This is a genomic window from Streptomyces sp. NPDC101166 (assembly GCF_044768125.1).
Classification (GTDB): domain Bacteria; phylum Actinomycetota; class Actinomycetes; order Streptomycetales; family Streptomycetaceae; genus Streptomyces.
In genome coordinates, this window is the sequence record NZ_JBIWPF010000013.1 from 212635 (window position 1) to 232286 (window position 19652).

Below are 19652 nucleotides of genomic sequence, written 5' to 3' on the forward strand. Positions count from 1 at the left end.
ATCAGATCCCCACAGTGAAGCCGGTGGACCAGGACTGCATGTCCTGCACGAGACTGTCCCAGACGCCGGTAAGAAGCAGCAGACCGGTCACGATCATCATCGTGCCGCCGATCCGCATCACCCAGACATAGTGGCGCTTGACCCAGCCGAAGGCGCCGAGCGCCTTGCGGAAGGCGACCGCGGCCAGCACGAAGGGCACGCCGAGGCCGAGACAGTACGCGACAGTCAGTATCGCGCCGCGCCCCGCGCTCGACTGCTGCGAGGACAGGGCCAGCACCGAGGCGAGGGTCGGGCCGATGCACGGCGTCCAGCCGATGCCGAACAGCGCGCCGAGGAGCGGGGCGCCGGCCAGACCGGCGGCGGGCTTCCTGTGGAAGCGGAACTCCCGCTGGGTCATCCAGGGCATCAGGCCCATGAAGAAGACGCCCATGAGGATCATGAGCACGCCCAGCACCTTGGTCAGCACGTCCTGGTTCTCCAGGAGCGTCGCGCCGAAGTAGCCGAACAGGGCGCCGCTGGAGACGAACACGGCCGTGAAGCCGAGGACGAACAGGGAGGCGCCGGCGACCATCCGGCCGCGCCGGGCCTCGCCGAGGTCGGTGCCGGTGACGCCGGTGACGTACGACAGGTAGCCGGGGACCAGGGGCAGGACGCACGGCGAGAAGAAGGAGACGAGGCCGCCGAGCAGGGCGACGGGCAGGGCGACGAGCAGGGCGCCGCTCATCACCGTCTGGTTGGGCTCGCCCACCGCGGCGAGCGTCGTGACCGTGCTCACGTCACTTCTCCGCGAGGACCGGGGAGATCATCGCGCGCAGCTTCTCCTCGCTGAGGGGGGACAGCGAGCGGGCGGCGATCTTCCCCTCCCGGTCGATGACCAGGGTGGAGGGGATCGCCTGCGGGTTGAGCGTGCCCTTCTTGAAGCGGAGCATCAGCTTGCCCGTCGGGTCGTGCAGGCTGGGGTACGTCACGCCCTGCTGCTTCTCGAAGGCGCGGGCGTTGTCGACCTCGGGGTCACGGGTGTTGATGCCGACGAACTGCACGCCCTGGCCCTTGAGGTCGCTGTAGACCTTCTCGAAGTTCGGCGCTTCCGCACGGCAGGGGGCGCACCAGGAGCCCCACACGTTCAGGACGACGACCTTGCCCTTGAAGGAGGAGACGGCGAGCTGCCCGCCGTCCACGGTCGCGCCCGAGAGGTCGGGAGCCTCGGCCCGCTCCCCCTTCTTCGCGGTCGCGACGCCGTCCGCGCCCATGATGAAGTTGGTGTCGCCGCCCCCGCCCGAGGTGCCCCCGGAGGTGCACGCGGACACGAACAGCGCCGCGACGGCGGCGCCGGCGGTCAGGGCGGCGCGGCGCGTACGGATCCGGTTCCTCGAGCTGCGGGGGGCGCGGCAGGCGGCACTCATGTGAAAAGTTTCGCATGCCCGTTCTGGGGATCTTGGGCACCCCCCTTGTGGGTGGAAACCCGCATTTCAGGCGGCGGACGGCCGAGGTGAAGCGGGGGCCTGGTCCGCGAGGAAGGTCCGCCAGCCGCCGGCCGGCCGCTGTCCGACCTCCAGGGTCCTGAGTTTGGCCAGCACCTCGGGCTTCTGCACGTCGAGCCAGTCGACGAACTGCCGGAAGGAGACCAGCCGTACGTCCGCGCCCTTCTCCTTCTCCCGGGCGATGTGCTTGAAGGCCTCCTCGACGGCGTCCATGTAGATGCCGCCGTTCCACTGCTCGAAGTGGTTGCCGACGAAGAAGGGCGCGCGGTTCGTCTCGAATGCCCGCTTGAATCCCTGTATGTACGCCTGTGCGGCCTGCTGGCGCCAGCGCGGGTAGTTGTGGCTGGGCGCCTTGGTGGAGTTGATCGACTGGTTGGCGAGCATGTTGTAGTCCATCGACAGGACCTCGAACCCCCGGCCGGGGAACGGTATCTGCTGCAACGGCAGGTCCCAGAGGCCCTGCTTCTTGGTGGGCCAGGTCTGACGGCCGCCGGGCGAGGAGGCGTCGTAGCGCCAGCCGAGAGCGCGGGCGGTGGGCAGCAGGTTGTCCTGGCCGAGGAGGCAGGGGGTGCGGCCGCCGACGAGTTCCTTGTCGTAGTCGAAGGGCAGCGCGGCCAGGTCGGTCCAGCCGGAGTTGGTGCGCCACTCCTTCACGAAGGACTTGGCCTGGTCTATCTCGCTGCGCCACTGCTGGGACGTCCAGTTGCCCACCGAGCCGCGGCCCTCCCCGCAGAAGTGCCCGTTGAAGTGGGTGCCTATCTCGTGCCCTTCCAGCCAGGCGCGGCGCAGGTTCTTCAGGGTGTCCTTGATGTGGGCGTCGGTGAGGTAGCCGATGTCGGAGGCCCCGCGACGGTTGTTGGGAGGATCGTAGAGCCGCTTCTTCGACTCGGGCAGAAGGTAGATGCCGGAGAGGAAGAAGGTCATCGCCGCGCCGTGCTCCTTGGCGAGGTCCAGGAAGCGCGGGAAGAGCCCGTTGCCGACCTCGCCGGCGCCGTCCCAGGAGAAGACGACGAACTGCGGCGGCTCCTGGCCGGGTTCGAGCGGCCGGGGCGCGGCGGGCTGGTGGGGCTGCTTGCCGGTGAAGGAGGTGGACCCGTCACCGAGGGGGCGGGCCGAGGCGGTCGGGCTCGGGCTGGACCCGGCCGAGCCCGAACGATTCTTCCCGGAACCGGACGACGGCTTCGCTCCGTCCGGGTCGGCGGAGCCGCCGCATCCGGCGAGTCCGGCGGCGGCCACGGCTCCTGCTCCGAGCCCGATCGCTCCCCTGCGGCTGAGAGTGCGCATGGCAATCCCCGTTCGTCACGTCCTCTGGTGGTCACCCACTCAGAGGACGCGGCGAACAAAGGGGTTCCGCTTGTTCGTGCGAGTTTCGTGATGATGGCCGGGAATGAGCCACTTGATCCCAGCGGGTTGCAGGGCGAGTGAACCGCCTTACGCCCCGAAGGCCTTGCCCTTGCCCTTGACCGGCTTGGCACCGGCGAGGAGGTGGGCGGGCACGAGATCGCGGGCGGGCTCGGTGTAACCGACGGAGACGATGGTGTCGCCCCGGTAGGTGAACGTCGTCAGCGAGGCGAGCGTGCACTGCCGCTTGCGCGGGTCGTGCCAGAGCCGCCGGCGCTCGACGTAGGACCGCACGATCCAGATCGGCAGCTGATGGCTCACCAGCACGGCCTCGTGCCCGCGCGCCTGGTCCTTCGCCGCGTTCAGGGCGCCCATCATCCGCACGACCTGGTCGACGTACGGCTCACCCCAAGACGGCTTGAACGGGTTGACCAGGTGCTTCCAGTTCTCCGGCCGGCGCAGGGCGCCGTCCCCGACGCCGAAGGTCTTGCCCTGGAAGACGTTCTCGGCCTCGATGAGCCGCGCGTCACTGCCGAGGTCGAGCCCGTGCGCCTTGGCGATCGGCGTGGCCGTCTCCTGTGCCCGCTCCAGCGGGGAGGCGCACACGTAGGTGACGTCGCGCGGGGCGAGGTGCTCGGCGACCCGGTCGGCCATCCGCCGGCCCAGCTCGGAGAGGTGGTATCCGCCGAGACGGCCGTAGAGGACTCCGTCGGGGTTCTCCACCTCGCCGTGGCGCATGAGGTGGACGACGGTGATGTCGCTGTCGTTCTGGGGGCTCGGGGTCTTCTCGGTGCTCACGCGGTGGCCTCCGCGGCCGCTCGGGCCGCCGCCGGGAGGGCGTCGGCGATGCGCTGGAGGGCCCGCTCGTCGTGGGCCGTGGACACGAACCAGGACTCGAAGGACGAGGGCGGCAGATAGACGCCGTTCGCCAGCAGCGAGTGGAAGAAGGCGGTGAAGCGGAACGAGTCCTGCGCCCGCGCGTCCGTGTAGTCGCGCACCGGCCGGTCCGTGAAGAAGACGGAGAACATGTTGGAGGCGCTCTGCAGCGTGTGCGCCACGCCCTCCTTGGACAGCGCCTGGGACACCAGCGCCTGGATCTGCTCGGACACGGAGTTCACCGTGGCGTACGCGGCGTCGTCGAGCAGCCGCAGCTGGGCGAGGCCGGCGGCGGTGGCGACCGGGTTCCCGGAGAGGGTGCCGGCCTGGTAGACGGGCCCGGCGGGGGCGAGGTGCTCCATCACGTCGGCGCGGCCGCCGAACGCGGCGGCCGGGAAGCCGCCTCCCATCACCTTGCCGAAGGTCATCAGGTCGGGCTTGACGCCGTCCACGCCGTACCAGCCGGCGCGGCTGGTGCGGAAGCCGGTCATGACCTCGTCGGAGATGTAGAGCGCACCGTTGGCGGCGCAGGCGTCCTTGAGCCCTTGGTTGAACCCGGGCAGCGGCGGCACGACGCCCATGTTGCCGGGCGAGGCCTCGGTGATCACGCAGGCGATCTCGCCGGGGTGCCGGTGGAAGGCCTCGTGCACGGCCTCCAGGTCGTTGTACGGCAGCACGATGGTGTCGCCGGCCTGGGCGCCGGTGACGCCCGGGGTGTCCGGCAGCGCGAAGGTGGCGACGCCGGAGCCCGCCGCGGCGAGCAGCGAGTCGACGTGACCGTGATAACAGCCGGCGAACTTCACGACCTTGGTGCGCCGGGTGAACCCGCGGGCCAGCCGGATCGCGGACATGGTCGCCTCGGTGCCGCTGGAGACCAGCCGCACCTGCTGGACGGGCTCGACACGCGCGACGATCTCCTCGGCGAGGGCGACCTCGCCCTCGCCGGGCGTGCCGAAGGAGGTGCCGCGCGCGACGGCCTCCTGGACGGCGGCGATGACCTCGGGGTGCGAGTGCCCGAGGATCATGGGGCCCCAGGAGCAGACCAGGTCGACGTACTCCCGCCCGTCCGCGTCGGTCAGGTAGGGACCGGAGCCGGACACCATGAACCGGGGCGTTCCGCCCACGGCGCGGAAGGCGCGGACCGGCGAGTTCACGCCGCCCGGCGTGACGGCGGCCGCCCGGTCGAACAGGGCCTGCGAGACAGGCGCATCGTATGAATACGGCATTTCACTCATGACCTGCGGCTACTCCGACCTTCTCCGACTTCTGGGGGGGGTACTGGGACTCCGTTGCCGATGACCCCCTCAGGGTAGGCCAGCGAGGACCGGCCACGACGGGGGCCGTCACCGAGTCCCCACCGGCCGGTCGTCTGCGAAACTGAAACGGACCGAGCCTCGTGGACGTAGCTCACTTACGACGATGTGTCGTGTGACTGCGCACATCCCGCGGGCGGGAGCTTCACCGCACGTTTCGGCGTGCGGCCGCGGGGGAGGTCACTGACACGATGATCGGGTTGCGCGGCGGGGGCCGCGCGTCCTAGAAAAGCAGTCGGGTGGAGATATGCATCGCGGTGGCGGACTGGGCGAGGGGACTGATGACCTGGGTCCTCGACGTGCCCGGCGGGGAAGGCACCGGCGCGACGCGGAGGAAGTCGACGACGTACGACAGACACAGGGCGTACCCGGCATGCCCGGCGTGCCCGGGGTACCGAGCGAGTCCGAGCGCCTCGACCAAGCGGTCGAGCGGTTCTCGGCGGGGAGCAGGAATGGTGGTCGGGTGGGGGTGACGTACAAGTACTTCGGCGCGCCGGACGGCGCCACCGCGGCCCGCGTCCCGATCTCGATGCGCCCCGAGGAACTCGGCGGTGACGAGCTCGGCATGGGCGGCATGTTCACCAAGATCAAGCCGGAGACGATGGCGGCGATGGTCCTGACGGGCATCGAGGGCGTCCCCCTGCACAAGGTGCCGCCGCTGGAACTGGTCGTCCTGCACCCCGACTACGCGGTCGTGAAGCTCCCCATGACGGTCGTCGACCCCCTCCGCGAGATCGGCGAGGAGGCGGTGGGCGCGGCGGCGTTCATCTGGTCCACGGTCCCGGACCGCGGCGGCCCCCGCGACGCGTTCAACGTGTACCAACTCCTGCACGAATGGCAGGACTTCAGCCACCGGCTGCATGAGGCGGGACATCAGCCGTATTGCCTGGTGTGGCCCTGAGCGGACAGCACGACGGATTCGGGCGAGGCCGTGTGGCCTCGCCCTTGTCGTGTGCGTCGGTGTCGCCAGGTCAGGGGCGGTCGTTCTGGGGGGTGCTGGGGCGGCGGGCCGACCGAGCGCGGTCCCCGGTTCGCGGGGTGTCGCTCTTAGGGGTCGCCCGGCGGCCCGACGCGCGCGTGGTCTTCGCGGAGGCGGCGGGCGTGGAGCCACGGCCTGCGGCGGTTCCGTTCGCGGCCCTGTTGGCCCCGTTCGCGGCCCCGTCGGCTCCGGAACGGCGGCCGGTGGCCCCGGTGGACTTCGCACGGCGTGCGGTGCCGCGGCCGCCTGCAGCGGGAGCGTCCTCGGACGCCTTCGCCCGGCCCGGGGCTCGGCCTTCCGCGGACGCCGCCGGCTTGCGGGCGCCCTCGGGGCGGCGTCGGCGGGCGGGCTTCGGGCGGGACGCCGGAGGCGTCGGCGGCTGGGGGACCTCGATGGTGACGGCCACTCCGGACGGCTCGCGGGCGCCGGTGAGGGTCGCCAGTTCCGTGTCGCTCGAGGTGACACGGGCCGTCCGGGGACGGATGCCCGCGTCCGACATGAGCCGGGTGACGTCCCGCTTCTGGTCGGGCAGGACCAGCGTGACCACGCTGCCGGAGCCGCCGGCACGGGCCGTGCGGCCGCCCCGGTGGACGTAGTCCTTGTGGTCGGTGGGCGGGTCGACGTTGACGACGAGATCGAGGTCGTCGACGTGTATGCCGCGGGCCGCGACGTTCGTCGCCACCAGCGCGGTGACCTGGCCGCTCTTGAACTGTTCCAGGGTGCGGTTGCGCTGCGGCTGGGAGCGGCCGCCGTGCAGTGCCGCCGCTCGGACGCCGACGGCCAGCAGCCGCTTGGCGAGCCGGTCGGCGGACCTCTTGGTGTCGAGGAAGAGGATGACCCGGCCGTCGCGGGCCGCGATGCGCGTGGTGACGGCCTTCTTGTCGGTCTCGTCCTGGACGTGGAGCACGTGGTGCTCCATGGTGGTCACCGCTCCGGCGGACGGGTCCACCGAGTGCACCACGGGGTCGGTCAGGAACCGCTGGACCAGGCGGTCGATGTTGCGGTCCAGGGTGGCCGAGAAGAGCATGCGCTGCCCGTCGGGCCGCACCCGCTGGATCAGCTTGGTGATCTGCGGCAGGAAGCCCATGTCGGTCATCTGGTCGGCTTCGTCGAGCACCGTGATGCGTACGTCGTCCAGCACGCAGTCCCCGCGGTCCACGAGGTCGTTGAGCCGGCCGGGGGTCGCCACGAGCACCTCGGCGCCGCGGCGCAGCGCACCGGCCTGCTTGGTGATGGACAGCCCGCCGACCACCGTGGTGAGCCGGAGGTTGACCGCCGTCGCGTAAGGGGTCAGCGCGTCAGTGACCTGCTGGGCGAGTTCCCGGGTGGGCACCAGCACGAGGGCGAGCGGCGCCTTGGGCTCCGCGCGCAGTCCTGCCGTGCGGGCCAGCAGCGCCAGTCCGAACGCGAGGGTCTTGCCCGAGCCGGTGCGGCCGCGGCCCAGCAGGTCCCGCCCGGCGAGCGAGTTGGGCAGCGTGGCGGCCTGGATGGGGAACGGGCTGGTCACACCCTGCGCGGTGAGGGTCTTCAGCAGTGCCGCGGGCATGTCCAGAGCGGCGAAGTCCTCCACGGCGTCCAGCGCGGGGGTCGTGCTCTCGGGCAGCCGGAACTCCGTCGGCGACGCCCCCGACGACGAGGGTGAGGGGGACGAGGTCCGCCGGTTCGGCTTCTGGGACCTTCTTCGGGACATGCGGCTATCTGCCTTCCTGGGAACAGCACAAACCGGGGTCCGCACCATGACGGTGCGGACCCCGGTGAGTGGATACGCGTCCGGCGATCAGGCGGGGACGATGTTCTCCGCCTGCGGGCCCTTCTGGCCCTGCGTGACGTCGAAGGAGACCCGCTGGCCCTCCTGGAGCTCGCGGAATCCCTGGGTCGCGATGTTCGAGTAGTGGGCGAAGACGTCAGGGCCGCCGCCGTCCTGCTCGATGAAACCGAAACCCTTTTCGGAGTTGAACCACTTCACGGTTCCCTGTGCCATGACTTTCTCCTTCTGTAGGCAGAGGCCCCATCCGGAGATGCCGGAAAAAACTAATGCGCCCGAAGGAGAAACATTCCCGTCAGGCGCACATAGGTTCATGGGTACCACAACTGCAACACTCAGAACGTAGCACAGCTCGCCGCTCCGGGGCGGATCAACCCGCCCGGACGGAGTGACACCGGCCACTCAGACCTCGTCCAGCCGGTGGTCCGCGGGGCCGCCGCCTACCGTGAAACCGATCGTCGAGCCGCCGCCCTCCCGGCGGGCGGCGAAGGGGGCGCCGCCGTGGGCGAGGGCCACCTCCCGGACGATCGACAGCCCCAGGCCCGAGCCCGGGAGGGAGCGGGCGTCGGCGGCGCGGTAGAAGCGGTCGAAGACACGGGTGAGGTCGGACTCGCTGATGCCGGGGCCGCGGTCGAGGACCTCGACACGGACCGGCCCGAGGCCGGCCGGGCCGGTGACGGCGATCTCGATCGGGCCCGCTCCCCCGCGGTCGAACTTGGTCGCGTTCTCCACGAGGTTGCTGAGCGCCCGCTGGAGCATCGCCGGCCGCCCGTCCGTGGTGGTGTCCCCGCTCGCCCGCACCCGGATGGTCCGCCCGGTACGGCGGCGCGCGAGCCCGGCGACGTCCTCGGCGAGGTCGGCCAGATCGACCCGCCGGGGCGGCTCGGTGTCCGACTGACCGGCCGCCAGCTCCACCAGCTCGTTGACGAGATCGGTGAGTTCCCGGGCCTCCTGGCCCAGGTCGGCGACCAGCTCCTCACGGGCCGCGGGCGGCAGCTCCTCGATACGGCGCAGCAGCGAGATGTTCGTACGCAGCGAGGTCAGCGGGGTACGCAGCTCGTGTCCCGCGTCCTGCACCAGCCGCCGCTGGTCCTCCTCCGACTGCGCGAGCCGGCCCAGCATCCGGTCGAAGGCCCGTCCGAGGCGGCCCACCTCGTCATGGCCGGTGACGGGCACCTGGACGCCGAGCCGGCGGGTGCGGGCGACGTCCTCGGCGGCGGTGGTGAGGATGACCAGACGGTGGGTGATGCGCCGGGCCAGCCACCAGCCGAACAGCCCGGCCGCCGTCACCACGGCGATCATCAGGATCAGGGTCCGCTGCTGGAGCGCCCGCAGCAGGTCCTCCGTACCGCTGAACTCCTGCGCGATCTGCACCGCGCCCCGGCCGCCGCCGAGCGCGACGGTCGCCACGCGGTACTCGTCGTGGCCCACGTCGACGTCGCCGTGCTCGGTGAGCGTCCCGGCGGCCGCGGCGGCCGCGATGTCACGGTCGGCGGCCCTGACCGGCAGCCCGGGCGCGCCGGGGTCGACGACCGCGCCGTCCGGCCCCAGCACCTGCACGTCCGTGCGGGCCGGGCGCACGATGTCGTGGCCGGGCGCGGACGAGGAGAAGTCACCGGGCTGCATCGCCCGCGCGCGCACCTCGTCCCGCAGGTCCTGCACGACCTCGTCGAACACCGACTCCTGGTCCACCCGCACCAGCCGCGCCGCGGCGCTGTACGACAGGACGCCCACCAGGACGGTGACGACGGCGGTCACGGTGGCGAAGGACACCGCGAAGGTGGTGCGCAGCGAGACGAGCTTCGCGCGGCGCCGGGACATGAGCCCGCCCAGCCGGCCGCCCGTGCGGGCAGGGAAACGGCCCGTGCGAGCCATCGCGTCAGTCTTCCCGCAGCACGTAACCCACGCCGCGCACGGTGTGGATCAGCGGCGGGGCACCGCCGGGCCCGTCGAGCTTGCGGCGCAGATAGCCGACGTAGACGGCGAGGTTCTTGGAGCCGGGGCCGAAGTCGTAGCCCCAGATGCGGTCGTAGATCGTGGAGTGGTCGAGGACGATGCCGGCGTTGCGCACCAGCAGTTCCAGCAGCTCGAACTCGGTGCGGGTCAGCTCCAGTTCCCGTTCCCCGCGCCAGGCGCGCCGTGCCTGCGGGTCCATGCGCAGCCCGGCCGCCTCCAGGAAGCGGGCGGGCGGCGTCGTCGGTTTCGGCGGGATCTCGGGCCGGGCGCCGGGGCCGGTGCGGCGCAGCAGCGCGCGCAGACGGGCGAAGACCTCCTCGACGTCGAAGGGCTTCGGCACGTAGTCGTCGGCGCCCGCGTCCAGCCCGGCGATCCGGTCCGCGGTCTCCACGAGCGCGGTCAGCATCAGGATGGGCGTGCGGTCGCCCTCGGCGCGCAGCACCCGGCAGACCTGGAGGCCGTCGATGCCGGGCATCATCACGTCGAGGACGAGGACGTCCGGCGGCGACTTGTGGGCGTGCGCCAGCGCCTCGACGCCGTCGGCGACCGCCGTGACCTCGTAGCCCTCCAGGGTCAGGGCCCGTTCCAGGGCATGGCGGATGGCGCGGTCGTCTTCGGCCAGGAGCACGGTCTGGGGCACGGCGTCCACTCTGCCAGGGCCTCCGGCGGTTCGGCTGTGTCGGGCGGGGTGCAGCGGGGCTTCTTACTCGGCTCTCACCCATGGTGCGGGGGCCCGGGGCTGCCGCCCCCGGGTCCCCGCTTCGGCCCTGGACGGGCCTCGTCCTCAGACGCCGGACGGGCTGACGAGACCGGCCCTCGCCGAGATCGCAACCCCGCGGCAGGTCACTCTCCCCTGCCGGAAAGGGCCGCCAGTCGCTCCGCGAACGGGACGACCTCGAAGGGCTCCGCGCGCTTCTCCCGGCCCGTCGCCGACAGGCCCGTCATCAGGGCCGACAGTTCCCCGGCCGCCCGGTCCACCCGTTCGGGCAGTCCCTGCGCGCCCCAGTCCTCGGAGGCGGCGTAGACCGCGGTCGGGACGACGACGGCCCGCAGGTGGGCGAACAGGGGGCGCAGCGCGTGCTCCAGGACGAGGGAGTGGCGGGCCGAGCCGCCGGTGGCGGCGATCAGGACCGGCTTGCCCGCCAGCGCGTCCTGCTCCAGGACGTCGAAGAACGACTTGAACAGGCCGCTGTACGAGGCCGAGAAGACCGGCGTGACGACGATCAGCCCGTCCGCCGCGGTCACCGCCTCCAGCGCGGCCGCCAGCCTGCGCCCGGGGAAGCCGTTGGTCAGGTTGTGCGCGATCTCCACGGCGAGGTCACGCAGCTCCACGACCTCCACCTCCGCCGCGGCGCGCTCGGCGGTGGCCGTCGCCAGCCTGTCGGCCAGCAGCCGGGTGGACGACGGGACGCTCAGTCCCGCCGAGACGACGACGAGCTTCATGCGACGGTCACCTCCTGGGCGGCCTTGAGGGAGGCGTGGGTCGGCGCGTCCGGCACGTTCGCCGGGCGGCCCTTGGCGAACTCCTCGCGGAGCACCGGCACGACCTCCTCGCCGAGCAGGTCGATCTGCTCCAGCACGGTCTTCAGCGGCAGGCCGGCGTGGTCGACGAGGAACAGCTGGCGCTGGTAGTCGCCCGCGTACTCGCGGAAGGTCAGGGTCTTCTCGATGACCTGCTCCGGGGTGCCGACGGTCAGCGGGGTCTGGTCGGTGAAGTCCTCCAGGGATGGCCCGTGCCCGTAGACCGGCGCGTTGTCGAAGTAGGGGCGGAACTCGCGCACCGCGTCCTGGGAGTTGCGGCGCATGAACACCTGGCCGCCGAGGCCGACGACGGCCTGCTCGGCGGTGCCGTGCCCGTAGTGCGCGTAGCGGGCCCGGTACAGCTCGACCATCCGCTTGGTGTGGTCGGCCGGCCAGAAGATGTTGTTGTGGAAGAAGCCGTCGCCGTAGAAGGCGGCCTGCTCGGCGATCTCGGGCGAGCGGATGGAGCCGTGCCAGACGAACGGCGGCACACCGTCCATCGGGCGGGGCGTCGAGGTGAAGCCCTGGAGCGGCGTGCGGAACTTGCCCTCCCAGTCGACGACGTCCTCGCGCCACAGCCGGTGCAGCAGGTTGTAGTTCTCCAGGGCGAGGTCGATGCCCTCCCGGATGTCCTTGCCGAACCAGGGGTAGACCGGGCCGGTGTTGCCGCGGCCCATCATCAGGTCCACGCGGCCGTCGGCCAGGTGCTGGAGCATCGCGAAGTCCTCGGCGATCTTCACCGGGTCGTTCGTGGTGATGAGGGTGGTCGCGGTGGAGAGGATCAGGTTCTCCGTGCGGGCCGCTATCCAGCCGAGCATCGTGGTCGGGGACGACGGCACGAACGGCGGGTTGTGGTGCTCGCCGGTCGCGAAGACGTCGAGGCCCACCTCCTCGGCCTTCTGCGCGATGGCGACCATGGCCTTGATCCGCTCACGCTCGGTCGGCGTGCGCCCCGTGGTGGGGTCCGGCGTGACGTCGCCGACGGTGAAGATCCCGAACTGCATGGCCGCTCAACCTCCAAAGTTGTTTACTGTTCAACTATACCGCTGAACGACTGCGCCGCGGCCCCTATTCCCTGTCCCGGCGACCGCTCGTCGGGTACCCCGATCACCGGGACCCGAGTATCAGGATCGATGTCAGTGGCCCGTCCTACGATCGACGCATGGCCGCCCCACGCCGCGACACCCGAGGCATCGTCGACGCCGCGGAGCTCTTCGCGCGCGTCCGCTTCCGGCGGCGCGAACCGGCCCCGCCGCTGCGCCCCTACCTGGAGCACTACTGGCTGATCGACTGGGACCTGGACCAGCCGTACGCCTCCCATGTGGTCCCCCACCCCTCGGTGAACATCGTCTTCCAGCGGTTCGAGGGCCAGGAGCCCTTCGCCGAGATCGCCGGCGTCGGCCTCGGCCTCTTCACCCAGAAACTCGAGGGCACGGGCCGGGTCTGCGGCGTCCAGTTCCGGCCCGGCGGCTTCCGCCCCTTCGCCCCGGACCACCCGGTCGGCGACTGGACGGGCCGCCGCGTACGCCTGGCCGGCGTCGACCCCGCCGCCGTGCTCGGCCCAGACGACGAGGACGCCCGCGTGGCGGCCCTCGACGCCTGCCTCCTCACCCTGGGCCCCCGGCCCGACCCGGACGCCGACCGGGCCATGGCCCTGGCCGACCGCATCCGCGCCGACCGCACGATCCGCCGCGTCGCGGACCTGGCGAGCGCGGAGGGCGTCTCGGTCCGCGCCCTCCAGCGCCTCTTCGCCGCCCAGGTGGGAGTCGGCCCCAAGTGGGTGATCCTGCGCTACCGCATCCACGAGGCCCTGGAACGCGCGGAGACCTCGGCGAACGTCGACTGGGCGGCCCTGGCCGCCGACCTGGGCTACGCGGACCAGGCCCATCTCGTACGGGACTTCAAGGCGACCGTGGGGGTGCCGCCGACGGCGTACTCACCGGCCCGGAAACAAGGTGCGGGTCATGAGCCGATCGGCAGCGCGTCCGTGTAGCCGTTCGTCGGGCGCTCGACCTTCTCGACGCCCCGGGCGTCCAGGGCGACCGCCGCCGACGGCGTGCCGAGGGCGCCCTCGGCGTGCCAAGTGCCCGTCACCGTCACCCAGGCGTCGGCCTTCGGCGCCCGGACCCCGTAGACCCGCACCTTCACCGACTGGGCGTCCGCCGCACAGCACGACAGCAGGATCCGGGTCAGGTACCAGCCTTCGCGGCCGTCGCCGGCCGGGGTGACGAACCCCGTCATCCGGACCGTACGGCCCTTGATCGCCCGCTTGGCGTCCTGCTGCACCCGCTGGGTGAAGTCGGTGAGCGTGATCGGCAGCGGCGAGGTCGCGGGCAGCGGGTCGAACCCGTCCTCGTCGACCACGGCGACCGCCTTGGGCGCCTCACGGGCGGCGGTGTACGAGCCCAGCGCGGGCGGGGCGTAGAAGAGCAGGCTCAGCGCGGGGAGGAACAACAGCCAGGCCACCCGGGGGACACCGGAGTGATCGTGCCCGTGAGCGCCCTCGCCGTCACCTTCACCGGCGGGCCCGGAGGCGTCGTCGGCGCCGCCGTCGTGCCCGTGCGGGGCGTGCACGTGGCCGCCCCGCCCGTCCCCCGCTTGCCCGTGACCGTCGTGCACCCGGGCGGCCGGCCCGTCGCCGTCGGCGGCCCGGGTCCCGGCGCGCAGCGCCGACCAGGCCTCCGCCGCGCCCAGGAGCACCAGCACCGCCCCCGACACGATCAGCAGGGGGCGCATGCCCTCCTTCACGTAGCGGAGATAGCCGTCGGTCAGCAGGGAGGCCTGCAACAGGCCCAGCCCGCTCAGCGTCAGCAGCCCCGCCTGGGCGAACCGCCTCACAGGAGCACCCCTCCCACCACCGCGCTGCACACCACCGCGACGACGGCCGTGGCCGTCGAGAAGCGGATCGCGAAGGCCCGCCCGAACGTCCCCGCCTGCAACGCGATCAGCTTCAGGTCGACCATCGGCCCGACCACCATGAACGCCAGCCGCGCCACCGGCGAGAAACCGGTCAGCGAGGCCGCCACGAACGCGTCCGCCTCGCTGCACACCGCCAGCAGGATCGCCAGCAGCGCCAGGAACAGCACCGACAGCCAGGGCGAGCCGGCGAACGTGTCGACGACCGAACGCGGCACCGCCACGTTGAAGGTCGCCGCGGCCATCGCGCCGACCACCAGGAACCCGCCCGCGTGCAGGAAGTCGTGCTGGAAACCGCGCCGGAACTCCGTCCACCGGCTGTGTCCGGGCCGGTGCCCGGTGTGCCGCACGGCCGGCTTCAGCCACTCCGCCCGCCCGAGCCAGAGCCACAGCCAGCCCATCACGGCCGCGGTGACCAGCGAGGCGAGCAGCCGCGCGAGCACCATCTCGGGGCTGCCGGGGAACGCGATCGCGGTGGCCGTCAGCACCACCGGGTTCACGGCCGGCGCGGAGAGCAGAAACGCGAACGCGGCGGCCGGGGTGACCCCACGGCCGATCAGACTGCTCGCCACCGGCACCGACGCGCACTCGCAGCCCGGCAGCACGACCCCCGCGGCCCCCGCCACCGGCACCGCGAGCGCCGGCCGCTTCGGCAACAGCCGGCTGAACACCCGCTCGGGCACGAACGCGTTGATCGCCCCCGACAGGGCCGTCCCCAGCAGCAGGAACGGCACCGCCTGCACGGTCACCGCGAGGCACACCGTCCGCCACGCCTGCACGGCCGGCTCCTCCAGCCCCCGCCCGACCAGCACGAGCAGCGCGCCCGGCACCACGGCGGCCGCGAGCAGCAGCAGAAGCCAGTGCCGGGGCGGCCCCGGGGCCGGCCGCGCCGGTCGGCCGCCGTCGGGCCCGCGGCCGCCCTCGCGCTCGCTGTCCGCCCGTACGCCTGTGCGCACCTCCGCGGACATGTCCGCGTCGATGCCGGTGCCGCCGACGGCTCCCATGCCCTACACCGCGCCTTCCCGCAGTCGTGCGACCTGCTCGCCGCTGAACTCCACCGTCCGCCTCATGTGCCGGACGATCGCGGCGAGTTCGGTGTCGTCCAGGTCCTGGAAGAGCGGCGACCAGTCGCCGCCCAGCCGCTCGCAGGTCCGCCCGAACTCGGCGATCCGCTCAGGCACGGCCGCCACCAGCACCCGCCGCCGGTCGGCCGCGTCCCGCCGTCGCACGACGTAGCCCGCCTTCTCCAGCCGGTCCACCAGCCGGGTCGCCGACCCGGTGGTCAGCCCCGTCAGCTCCGCGACCCGGCCCGTCGTCACCGGCTCCCGCTCCAGGGACAGCAGGTTCAGACACTGCAGATCGGTGGGGTGCAGCCCGAGACGGTCGGCGACGGCCTGGTTGAACAGCGCGAACGCCGCCACGTACCGGCGGGAGACGGTGGACAGCTCGTCCAGCAACCGCGACCGCACGTTCCCGGACATCGCCCGCACACCCTTTCGTCAGCGCCGTCCGCGCATCGTACGACGCCGTGGAACCGGCCCGACCGGAAGAGGGCGCCCGGCGCGTGCGAGGCTGCTCGTATGTCCGTACTCCGCTCCGCCGCCCTCTTCGCCGTCGCCGCGCTGCTGGAGATCGGGGGCGCCTGGCTGGTCTGGCAGGGGGTGCGCGAGCACCGCGGATGGCTGTGGGCCGGCGCCGGTGTGATGGCCCTCGGCGCGTACGGGTTCGTCGCCACGCTCCAGGCGGACGCCGACTTCGGCCGCGTCCTGGCCGCGTACGGCGGGGTCTTCGTCGCCGGTTCGCTGGCCTGGGGCATGGTCGCCGACGGCTACCGCCCCGACCGGTGGGACGTGACCGGCGCGCTGGTCTGCCTCGCCGGCATGGCCGTGATCATGTGGGCGCCGCGCAACGGCGGCTGACCGGGGGCGCCGCGAACCGGCCCGTCCGAAAAGCAAGATCGCCGGTCGCCGGTGATCTCCGCATGCCTATCCTGGCTGCGTCCCTCGCGTCCGTCGCGTCCCGCGCATCGCCCACGCCGACCCAGGAGTCAGTCCCATGGCCACCGCCGTACCGTCCGCCGCCTCCCGCATCGCCGTCGTCACCGGTGCGAGCAGCGGAATCGGCGCCGCCACCGCCCGCCGGCTCGCCGCGGCCGGCTACCGCGTGGTCCTCACCGCCCGCCGCAAGGACCGTATCGAGGCGCTGGCCGAGGAACTGGTCGCGGCGGGCGGCTCGGCGACCGCGTACCAGCTGGACGTCACCGACCGCGCCGCCGTGGACGAGTTCGCCACGGCGTTCCGGACGATCGGCGTCCTGGTCAACAACGCGGGCGGCGCGCTCGGCGCCGACCCGGTGGCCACCGGTGACCCGGCCGACTGGCGCACGATGTACGAGACGAACGTCATCGGCACCCTGAACCTCACCCAGGCCTTGCTGCCCAAGCTGGTCGCCGGCGGCGACGGCACGGTCGTGGTGGTGTCCTCCACGGCCGGACACGGCACCTACGAGGGCGGCGCGGGCTACGTCGCCGCCAAGCACGGCGCCCATGTGCTGGCCGAGACGCTGCGCCTGGAGATCGTCGGACAGCCGGTCCGGGTGATCGAGATCGCGCCCGGCATGGTGAAGACCGACGAGTTCGCCCTGACCCGCTTCGGCGGCGACCAGGACAAGGCGGCGAAGGTCTACGAGGGCGTGGCCGAGCCCCTCACCGCCGACGACGTGGCCGAGACGATCGCCTGGGCGGTGACCCGCCCCAGCCACGTCAACGTCGACCTCCTGGTCCTGCGGCCCCGCGCCCAGGCCTCCAACACGAAGGTGCACAGGGAGCTCTGAGGCGACCTCACCTCACGGCGGGACGCCTCGGCCGGGGCGTCCGCGACCCTGCCCGTAAAGTCGCGTCCGTGGACAGACACATACCGTTCGAGACGCTGCACAACTTCCGTGACCTGGGCGGCTATCGCACCCCGGACGGCCGTCACCGGGTCCGTCCGGGCCGGCTGTTCCGGGCGGACTCCCTGGGCAAGCTGACCGAGGGCACGCCGGACTGGGAGCGGTTCCTGTCCCTCGGCGTCGGCACGGTGATCGACCTGCGCCACCCGTGGGAGGCGGAGGGCCGGGGCCGCGTCCCCGCGCACCCCTCCTTCGCCTACCGCAACCTCAGCATCGAGCACCGCCCCTACGACCAGGCCGTCCAGGGCGCCGAGGTGGACCCGGGCCCCTATCTCGCCGAGCGGTACATGGAGGTCGCGCAGGACGGCGCGAAGGAGATCCGCGAGGCGCTGGAGCTGATCGCGGCGACCGACTCCCCGCTCGTCTTCCACTGCGCCTCGGGCAAGGACCGCACGGGTCAGCTGGCGGCGCTGGTCCTGGGGCTGCTGGGCGTCGAGGAGCAGGTGATCGTCGAGGACTTCAGCCTCACGGAACTGGCGACGGACGCCCTGCTCGCCGACTGGCGCGCACGCAACGACGGCCGCACGCCCGCCTGGCCCGGCTTCGGCCGCGCCCCCGCGAACGCGATGCGCCTGTACCTGGCCGCCCTGAACTCCCGCTACGGCAGCGCCGATCGGTACGTCTCCCAGGCCCTGGGCCTGGACCCGCGAGCCCTCGCCACCGCCCTGCGCGACAAGCTCCTGGAGCCGGTCCCCACCGCCTGGCCCGAGGTGACGTTCCACCGGGCGACGCCCGAAGACGCTCCCGCGCTGGTCCGTCTGCACGACACGGCGGCCCTGTGGCAGACGGCCCGGGGCATCGACCAGTGGACGCCGGGCGGCAAGTCCGAGACCCATTTCCGCACCCGGATGCGCGAGGGCGAGGTGTGGCTGGCGCGGGCTGCGGGCGCGGTCGCCGGCGCCTGGGAACTCTGGTGGGACGACCTGGCGGCCTGGGGCCCCCGGCCGCCCGAGGCCGGCTATGTCCACCGTCTGATGACGGCCCCGCACACGTCCCCGCCCGGCACCGGCCGCCGCATGCTGGCGCACGCCGAGTCCGTCATCGCCGCGACCGGCCGCACCTGGGCCCGCCTGGACTGCCTCGCCTCCAACCCCCGCCTGCGCGCCTACTACGAGGCGGCGGGCTACAAGGTCGTGGGCGAACAACGCGCCAAGCCGCCCGCCCCGGGCAGCCCCGGCGGCGGCGGAAGCCCGTACGCGGTGACACTGCTGGAGAAACGGCTCGGGTGACGCGCGTCGAAGGGGCCCGAGCCGCCGGGCCGGGCCCCTCGCCGTCGTCAGCCCTTCACGCAGACGACCTGCTTCAGCTTCGCCACGACCTCCACGAGGTCGCGCTGCTGCTCGATGACCTGCTCGATCGGCTTGTACGCACTCGGGATCTCGTCCACGACGCCGGAGTCCTTGCGGCACTCCACGCCCCGTGTCTGCTCCTCCAGGTCCCTCGTGGAGAAGCGCCGCTTCGCCGCGTTGCGGCTCATGCGCCGGCCCGCGCCGTGCGAGGCCGAGTTGAACGCCTTCTCGTTGCCGAGGCCCTTCACGATGTACGAACCCGTGCCCATGGAGCCCGGGATGATCCCGTACTCGCCGGAACCGGCCCGGATCGCGCCCTTGCGGGTCACGAGCAGGTCCATCCCGTCGTAACGCTCCTCCGCGACGTAGTTGTGGTGCGCGCTGATCTCCGGCTCGAACGTCGGCTTCGCCTTCCGGAACTCCTTGCGGACCACGTCCTTCAGGAGCGCCATCATGAGCGTGCGGTTGTACTTCGCGTACTCCTGTGCCCAGAACAGGTCGTTGCGGTACGCCGCCATCTGCGGGGTGTCCGCGACGAAGACGGCGAGGTCGCGGTCGACCAGCCCCTGGTTGTGCGGCAGCTTCTGGGCCACGCCGATGTGGAACTCGGCGAGCTCCTTGCCGATGTTGCGGGAACCGGAGTGCAGCATCAGCCAGACAGCACCGGTCGTGTCCGTGCACACTTCGACAAAGTGGTTTCCGCTGCCGAGCGTTCCCATCTGCTTCGTGGCGCGTTCCTGGCGGAACTTGACCGCGTCCGCGATCCCGTCGAACCGTCCCCAGAAGTCGTCCCAGCCCGCGGTCGCGAAGCCGTGCATCCCGCTCGGGTCGACGGCGTCCTGATGCATCCCCCGCCCCACCGGGATGGCCTGCTCGATCTTGGAGCGCAGCCGGGACAGGTCGCCGGGAAGGTCGTTCGCCGTGAGGGAGGTCTTCACCGCGGACATCCCGCAGCCGATGTCGACGCCGACCGCCGCCGGACAGACCGCGCCCCGCATCGCGATGACGGAACCGACCGTCGCGCCCTTTCCGTAGTGCACGTCCGGCATCACGGCGAGCCCCTTGATCCAGGGCAGGGTGGCGACGTTGCGCAGCTGCTGGAGCGCCCCCTCCTCGACCGTCGCCGGGTCGGCCCACATACGGATGGGGACCTTCGCGCCCGGCATCTCCACGTACGACATATCGCCTCATTCCCCCGGAAAACCAACAGAAGTATCGAATCGCAAAACCGGTGCCAAGGTCGACGTACCGGACGGCGGACCGGCA

General features: G+C 72.1%; 20 protein-coding genes. 5 read left to right on the top strand and 15 right to left on the bottom strand.

From position 1 onward, the window contains the following. Nucleotide 1: 1 nt before the first annotated feature. The 5 genes from ACIRS4_RS23960 to hemL all read right to left on the bottom strand — a co-directional run bounded on the left by ACIRS4_RS23960 (nt 2) and on the right by hemL (nt 4933). Nucleotides 2-775 carry a cytochrome c biogenesis CcdA family protein gene (locus ACIRS4_RS23960; protein ID WP_404199372.1) on the bottom strand — a complete coding sequence of 258 codons (774 nt, stop codon included), beginning with the start codon at nt 773-775 and terminating at the stop codon, nt 2-4. 1 nt (nt 776) lies between these two features. Continuing rightward, nucleotides 777-1403, bottom strand: a complete 627-nt coding sequence (locus tag ACIRS4_RS23965; protein WP_404199374.1) for a TlpA family protein disulfide reductase — start codon at nt 1401-1403, stop codon at nt 777-779. Between the two features lie 66 nt (nt 1404-1469). Beyond that, the gene (locus ACIRS4_RS23970; protein ID WP_404199376.1) at nt 1470-2765 is read right to left on the bottom strand and encodes a hypothetical protein; all 1296 of its coding nucleotides are present in this window, start codon (nt 2763-2765) and stop codon (nt 1470-1472) included. 147 nt (nt 2766-2912) lie between these two features. Next, nucleotides 2913-3560 carry a histidine phosphatase family protein gene (locus ACIRS4_RS23975; RefSeq protein WP_404199524.1) on the bottom strand — a complete coding sequence of 216 codons (648 nt, stop codon included), beginning with the start codon at nt 3558-3560 and terminating at the stop codon, nt 2913-2915. A 56-nt stretch (nt 3561-3616) separates the two neighbouring features. Beyond that, complete coding sequence (hemL, locus tag ACIRS4_RS23980) at nt 3617-4933, bottom strand: glutamate-1-semialdehyde 2,1-aminomutase (RefSeq protein ID WP_404199379.1); 1317 nt, start codon at nt 4931-4933, stop codon at nt 3617-3619. Nucleotides 4934-5258: 325 nt separating this feature from the next. Here hemL and ACIRS4_RS23985 point away from each other — a divergent pair, with 325 nt between their 5' ends. Then, nucleotides 5259-5912, top strand: a complete 654-nt coding sequence (locus tag ACIRS4_RS23985; RefSeq protein ID WP_404199382.1) for a hypothetical protein — start codon at nt 5259-5261, stop codon at nt 5910-5912. A gap of 70 nt (nt 5913-5982) precedes the next feature. On the opposite strand, the gene ACIRS4_RS23990 is transcribed toward ACIRS4_RS23985, so the two are convergent. From ACIRS4_RS23990 to ACIRS4_RS24015, 6 genes are all read right to left on the bottom strand, one after another. After that, the gene (locus ACIRS4_RS23990) at nt 5983-7680 is read right to left on the bottom strand and encodes a DEAD/DEAH box helicase (protein WP_404199384.1); all 1698 of its coding nucleotides are present in this window, start codon (nt 7678-7680) and stop codon (nt 5983-5985) included. Nucleotides 7681-7767: 87 nt separating this feature from the next. Then, nucleotides 7768-7971 (bottom strand): cold-shock protein, encoded by a 204-nt coding sequence (locus ACIRS4_RS23995; RefSeq protein WP_007502648.1) that lies wholly within the window; start codon nt 7969-7971, stop codon nt 7768-7770. Nucleotides 7972-8157: 186 nt separating this feature from the next. Beyond that, complete coding sequence (locus ACIRS4_RS24000) at nt 8158-9630, bottom strand: ATP-binding protein (RefSeq protein WP_404199386.1); 1473 nt, start codon at nt 9628-9630, stop codon at nt 8158-8160. Between the two features lie 4 nt (nt 9631-9634). After that, nucleotides 9635-10351 (bottom strand): response regulator transcription factor, encoded by a 717-nt coding sequence (locus ACIRS4_RS24005; RefSeq protein WP_404199388.1) that lies wholly within the window; start codon nt 10349-10351, stop codon nt 9635-9637. Between the two features lie 203 nt (nt 10352-10554). Continuing rightward, entirely contained in the window at nt 10555-11154 is a 600-nt protein-coding gene (locus tag ACIRS4_RS24010; RefSeq protein WP_404199390.1) for a CE1759 family FMN reductase, read from the bottom strand. Next, nucleotides 11151-12236, bottom strand: coding sequence for an LLM class flavin-dependent oxidoreductase (locus ACIRS4_RS24015; RefSeq protein ID WP_404199392.1), 1086 nt, complete (start codon nt 12234-12236; stop codon nt 11151-11153). The genes ACIRS4_RS24010 and ACIRS4_RS24015 overlap by 4 nt, the downstream gene beginning before the upstream one ends. A gap of 158 nt (nt 12237-12394) precedes the next feature. Here ACIRS4_RS24015 and ACIRS4_RS24020 point away from each other — a divergent pair, with 158 nt between their 5' ends. Next, a complete protein-coding gene (locus ACIRS4_RS24020) occupies nt 12395-13225 on the top strand; it encodes a DUF6597 domain-containing transcriptional factor (RefSeq protein ID WP_404199395.1) in 831 nt (276 codons plus the stop codon). Here the strand turns inward: ACIRS4_RS24020 and ACIRS4_RS24025 are convergent. From ACIRS4_RS24025 to ACIRS4_RS24035, 3 genes are read right to left on the bottom strand one after another with little or no spacing between them, the layout of a single operon-like run. Continuing rightward, nucleotides 13195-14070, bottom strand: a complete 876-nt coding sequence (locus ACIRS4_RS24025; protein ID WP_404199397.1) for a TIGR03943 family putative permease subunit — start codon at nt 14068-14070, stop codon at nt 13195-13197. The genes ACIRS4_RS24020 and ACIRS4_RS24025 overlap by 31 nt on opposite strands. Then, nucleotides 14067-15152: a permease gene (locus ACIRS4_RS24030; RefSeq protein WP_404199400.1), complete on the bottom strand. Its 1086-nt coding sequence runs from the start codon at nt 15150-15152 to the stop codon at nt 14067-14069. Before ACIRS4_RS24030 ends, ACIRS4_RS24025 begins: the two co-directional genes overlap by 4 nt. 3 nt (nt 15153-15155) lie before the next feature. Continuing rightward, entirely contained in the window at nt 15156-15629 is a 474-nt protein-coding gene (locus ACIRS4_RS24035) for a MarR family winged helix-turn-helix transcriptional regulator (protein ID WP_404199402.1), read from the bottom strand. Nucleotides 15630-15728: 99 nt separating this feature from the next. On the opposite strand from ACIRS4_RS24035, the gene ACIRS4_RS24040 reads away from it, so the two are divergent. The 3 genes from ACIRS4_RS24040 (at nt 15729) to ACIRS4_RS24050 (ending at nt 18326) form a co-directional block, all read left to right on the top strand. Next, a complete protein-coding gene (locus ACIRS4_RS24040; protein WP_404199404.1) occupies nt 15729-16067 on the top strand; it encodes a YnfA family protein in 339 nt (112 codons plus the stop codon). Between the two features lie 136 nt (nt 16068-16203). Then, complete coding sequence (locus tag ACIRS4_RS24045) at nt 16204-16980, top strand: SDR family NAD(P)-dependent oxidoreductase (protein ID WP_404199407.1); 777 nt, start codon at nt 16204-16206, stop codon at nt 16978-16980. A gap of 68 nt (nt 16981-17048) precedes the next feature. Continuing rightward, the gene (locus tag ACIRS4_RS24050) at nt 17049-18326 is read left to right on the top strand and encodes a tyrosine-protein phosphatase (protein WP_404199410.1); all 1278 of its coding nucleotides are present in this window, start codon (nt 17049-17051) and stop codon (nt 18324-18326) included. 47 nt (nt 18327-18373) lie between these two features. Here ACIRS4_RS24050 and ACIRS4_RS24055 read toward each other — a convergent pair whose 3' ends face one another. Continuing rightward, nucleotides 18374-19567, bottom strand: coding sequence for an RtcB family protein (locus ACIRS4_RS24055; RefSeq protein ID WP_404199412.1), 1194 nt, complete (start codon nt 19565-19567; stop codon nt 18374-18376). Nucleotides 19568-19652 lie beyond the last annotated feature (85 nt).

What these genes read in the sequence shown, in the direction of transcription:
- ACIRS4_RS24030 (WP_404199400.1), bottom strand. Translation starts at nt 15,152, where the DNA reads ATGGGAGCCGTCGGCGGCACCGGCATCGACGCGGACATGTCCGCGGAG.
- ACIRS4_RS23970 (WP_404199376.1), bottom strand. Translation starts at nt 2,765, where the DNA reads ATGCGCACTCTCAGCCGCAGGGGAGCGATCGGGCTCGGAGCAGGAGCC.
- ACIRS4_RS24000 (WP_404199386.1), bottom strand. Translation starts at nt 9,630, where the DNA reads ATGGCTCGCACGGGCCGTTTCCCTGCCCGCACGGGCGGCCGGCTGGGC.
- ACIRS4_RS23965 (WP_404199374.1), bottom strand. Translation starts at nt 1,403, where the DNA reads ATGAGTGCCGCCTGCCGCGCCCCCCGCAGCTCGAGGAACCGGATCCGT.
- ACIRS4_RS24040 (WP_404199404.1), top strand. Translation starts at nt 15,729, where the DNA reads ATGTCCGTACTCCGCTCCGCCGCCCTCTTCGCCGTCGCCGCGCTGCTG.
- ACIRS4_RS23975 (WP_404199524.1), bottom strand. Translation starts at nt 3,560, where the DNA reads ATGCGCCACGGCGAGGTGGAGAACCCCGACGGAGTCCTCTACGGCCGT.
- ACIRS4_RS24020 (WP_404199395.1), top strand. Translation starts at nt 12,395, where the DNA reads ATGGCCGCCCCACGCCGCGACACCCGAGGCATCGTCGACGCCGCGGAG.
- ACIRS4_RS24045 (WP_404199407.1), top strand. Translation starts at nt 16,204, where the DNA reads ATGGCCACCGCCGTACCGTCCGCCGCCTCCCGCATCGCCGTCGTCACC.
- ACIRS4_RS24010 (WP_404199390.1), bottom strand. Translation starts at nt 11,154, where the DNA reads ATGAAGCTCGTCGTCGTCTCGGCGGGACTGAGCGTCCCGTCGTCCACC.
- ACIRS4_RS24055 (WP_404199412.1), bottom strand. Translation starts at nt 19,567, where the DNA reads ATGTCGTACGTGGAGATGCCGGGCGCGAAGGTCCCCATCCGTATGTGG.
- hemL (WP_404199379.1), bottom strand. Translation starts at nt 4,933, where the DNA reads ATGAGTGAAATGCCGTATTCATACGATGCGCCTGTCTCGCAGGCCCTG.
- ACIRS4_RS24035 (WP_404199402.1), bottom strand. Translation starts at nt 15,629, where the DNA reads ATGTCCGGGAACGTGCGGTCGCGGTTGCTGGACGAGCTGTCCACCGTC.
- ACIRS4_RS24015 (WP_404199392.1), bottom strand. Translation starts at nt 12,236, where the DNA reads ATGCAGTTCGGGATCTTCACCGTCGGCGACGTCACGCCGGACCCCACC.
- ACIRS4_RS23995 (WP_007502648.1), bottom strand. Translation starts at nt 7,971, where the DNA reads ATGGCACAGGGAACCGTGAAGTGGTTCAACTCCGAAAAGGGTTTCGGT.
- ACIRS4_RS23990 (WP_404199384.1), bottom strand. Translation starts at nt 7,680, where the DNA reads ATGTCCCGAAGAAGGTCCCAGAAGCCGAACCGGCGGACCTCGTCCCCC.
- ACIRS4_RS23985 (WP_404199382.1), top strand. Translation starts at nt 5,259, where the DNA reads ATGCATCGCGGTGGCGGACTGGGCGAGGGGACTGATGACCTGGGTCCT.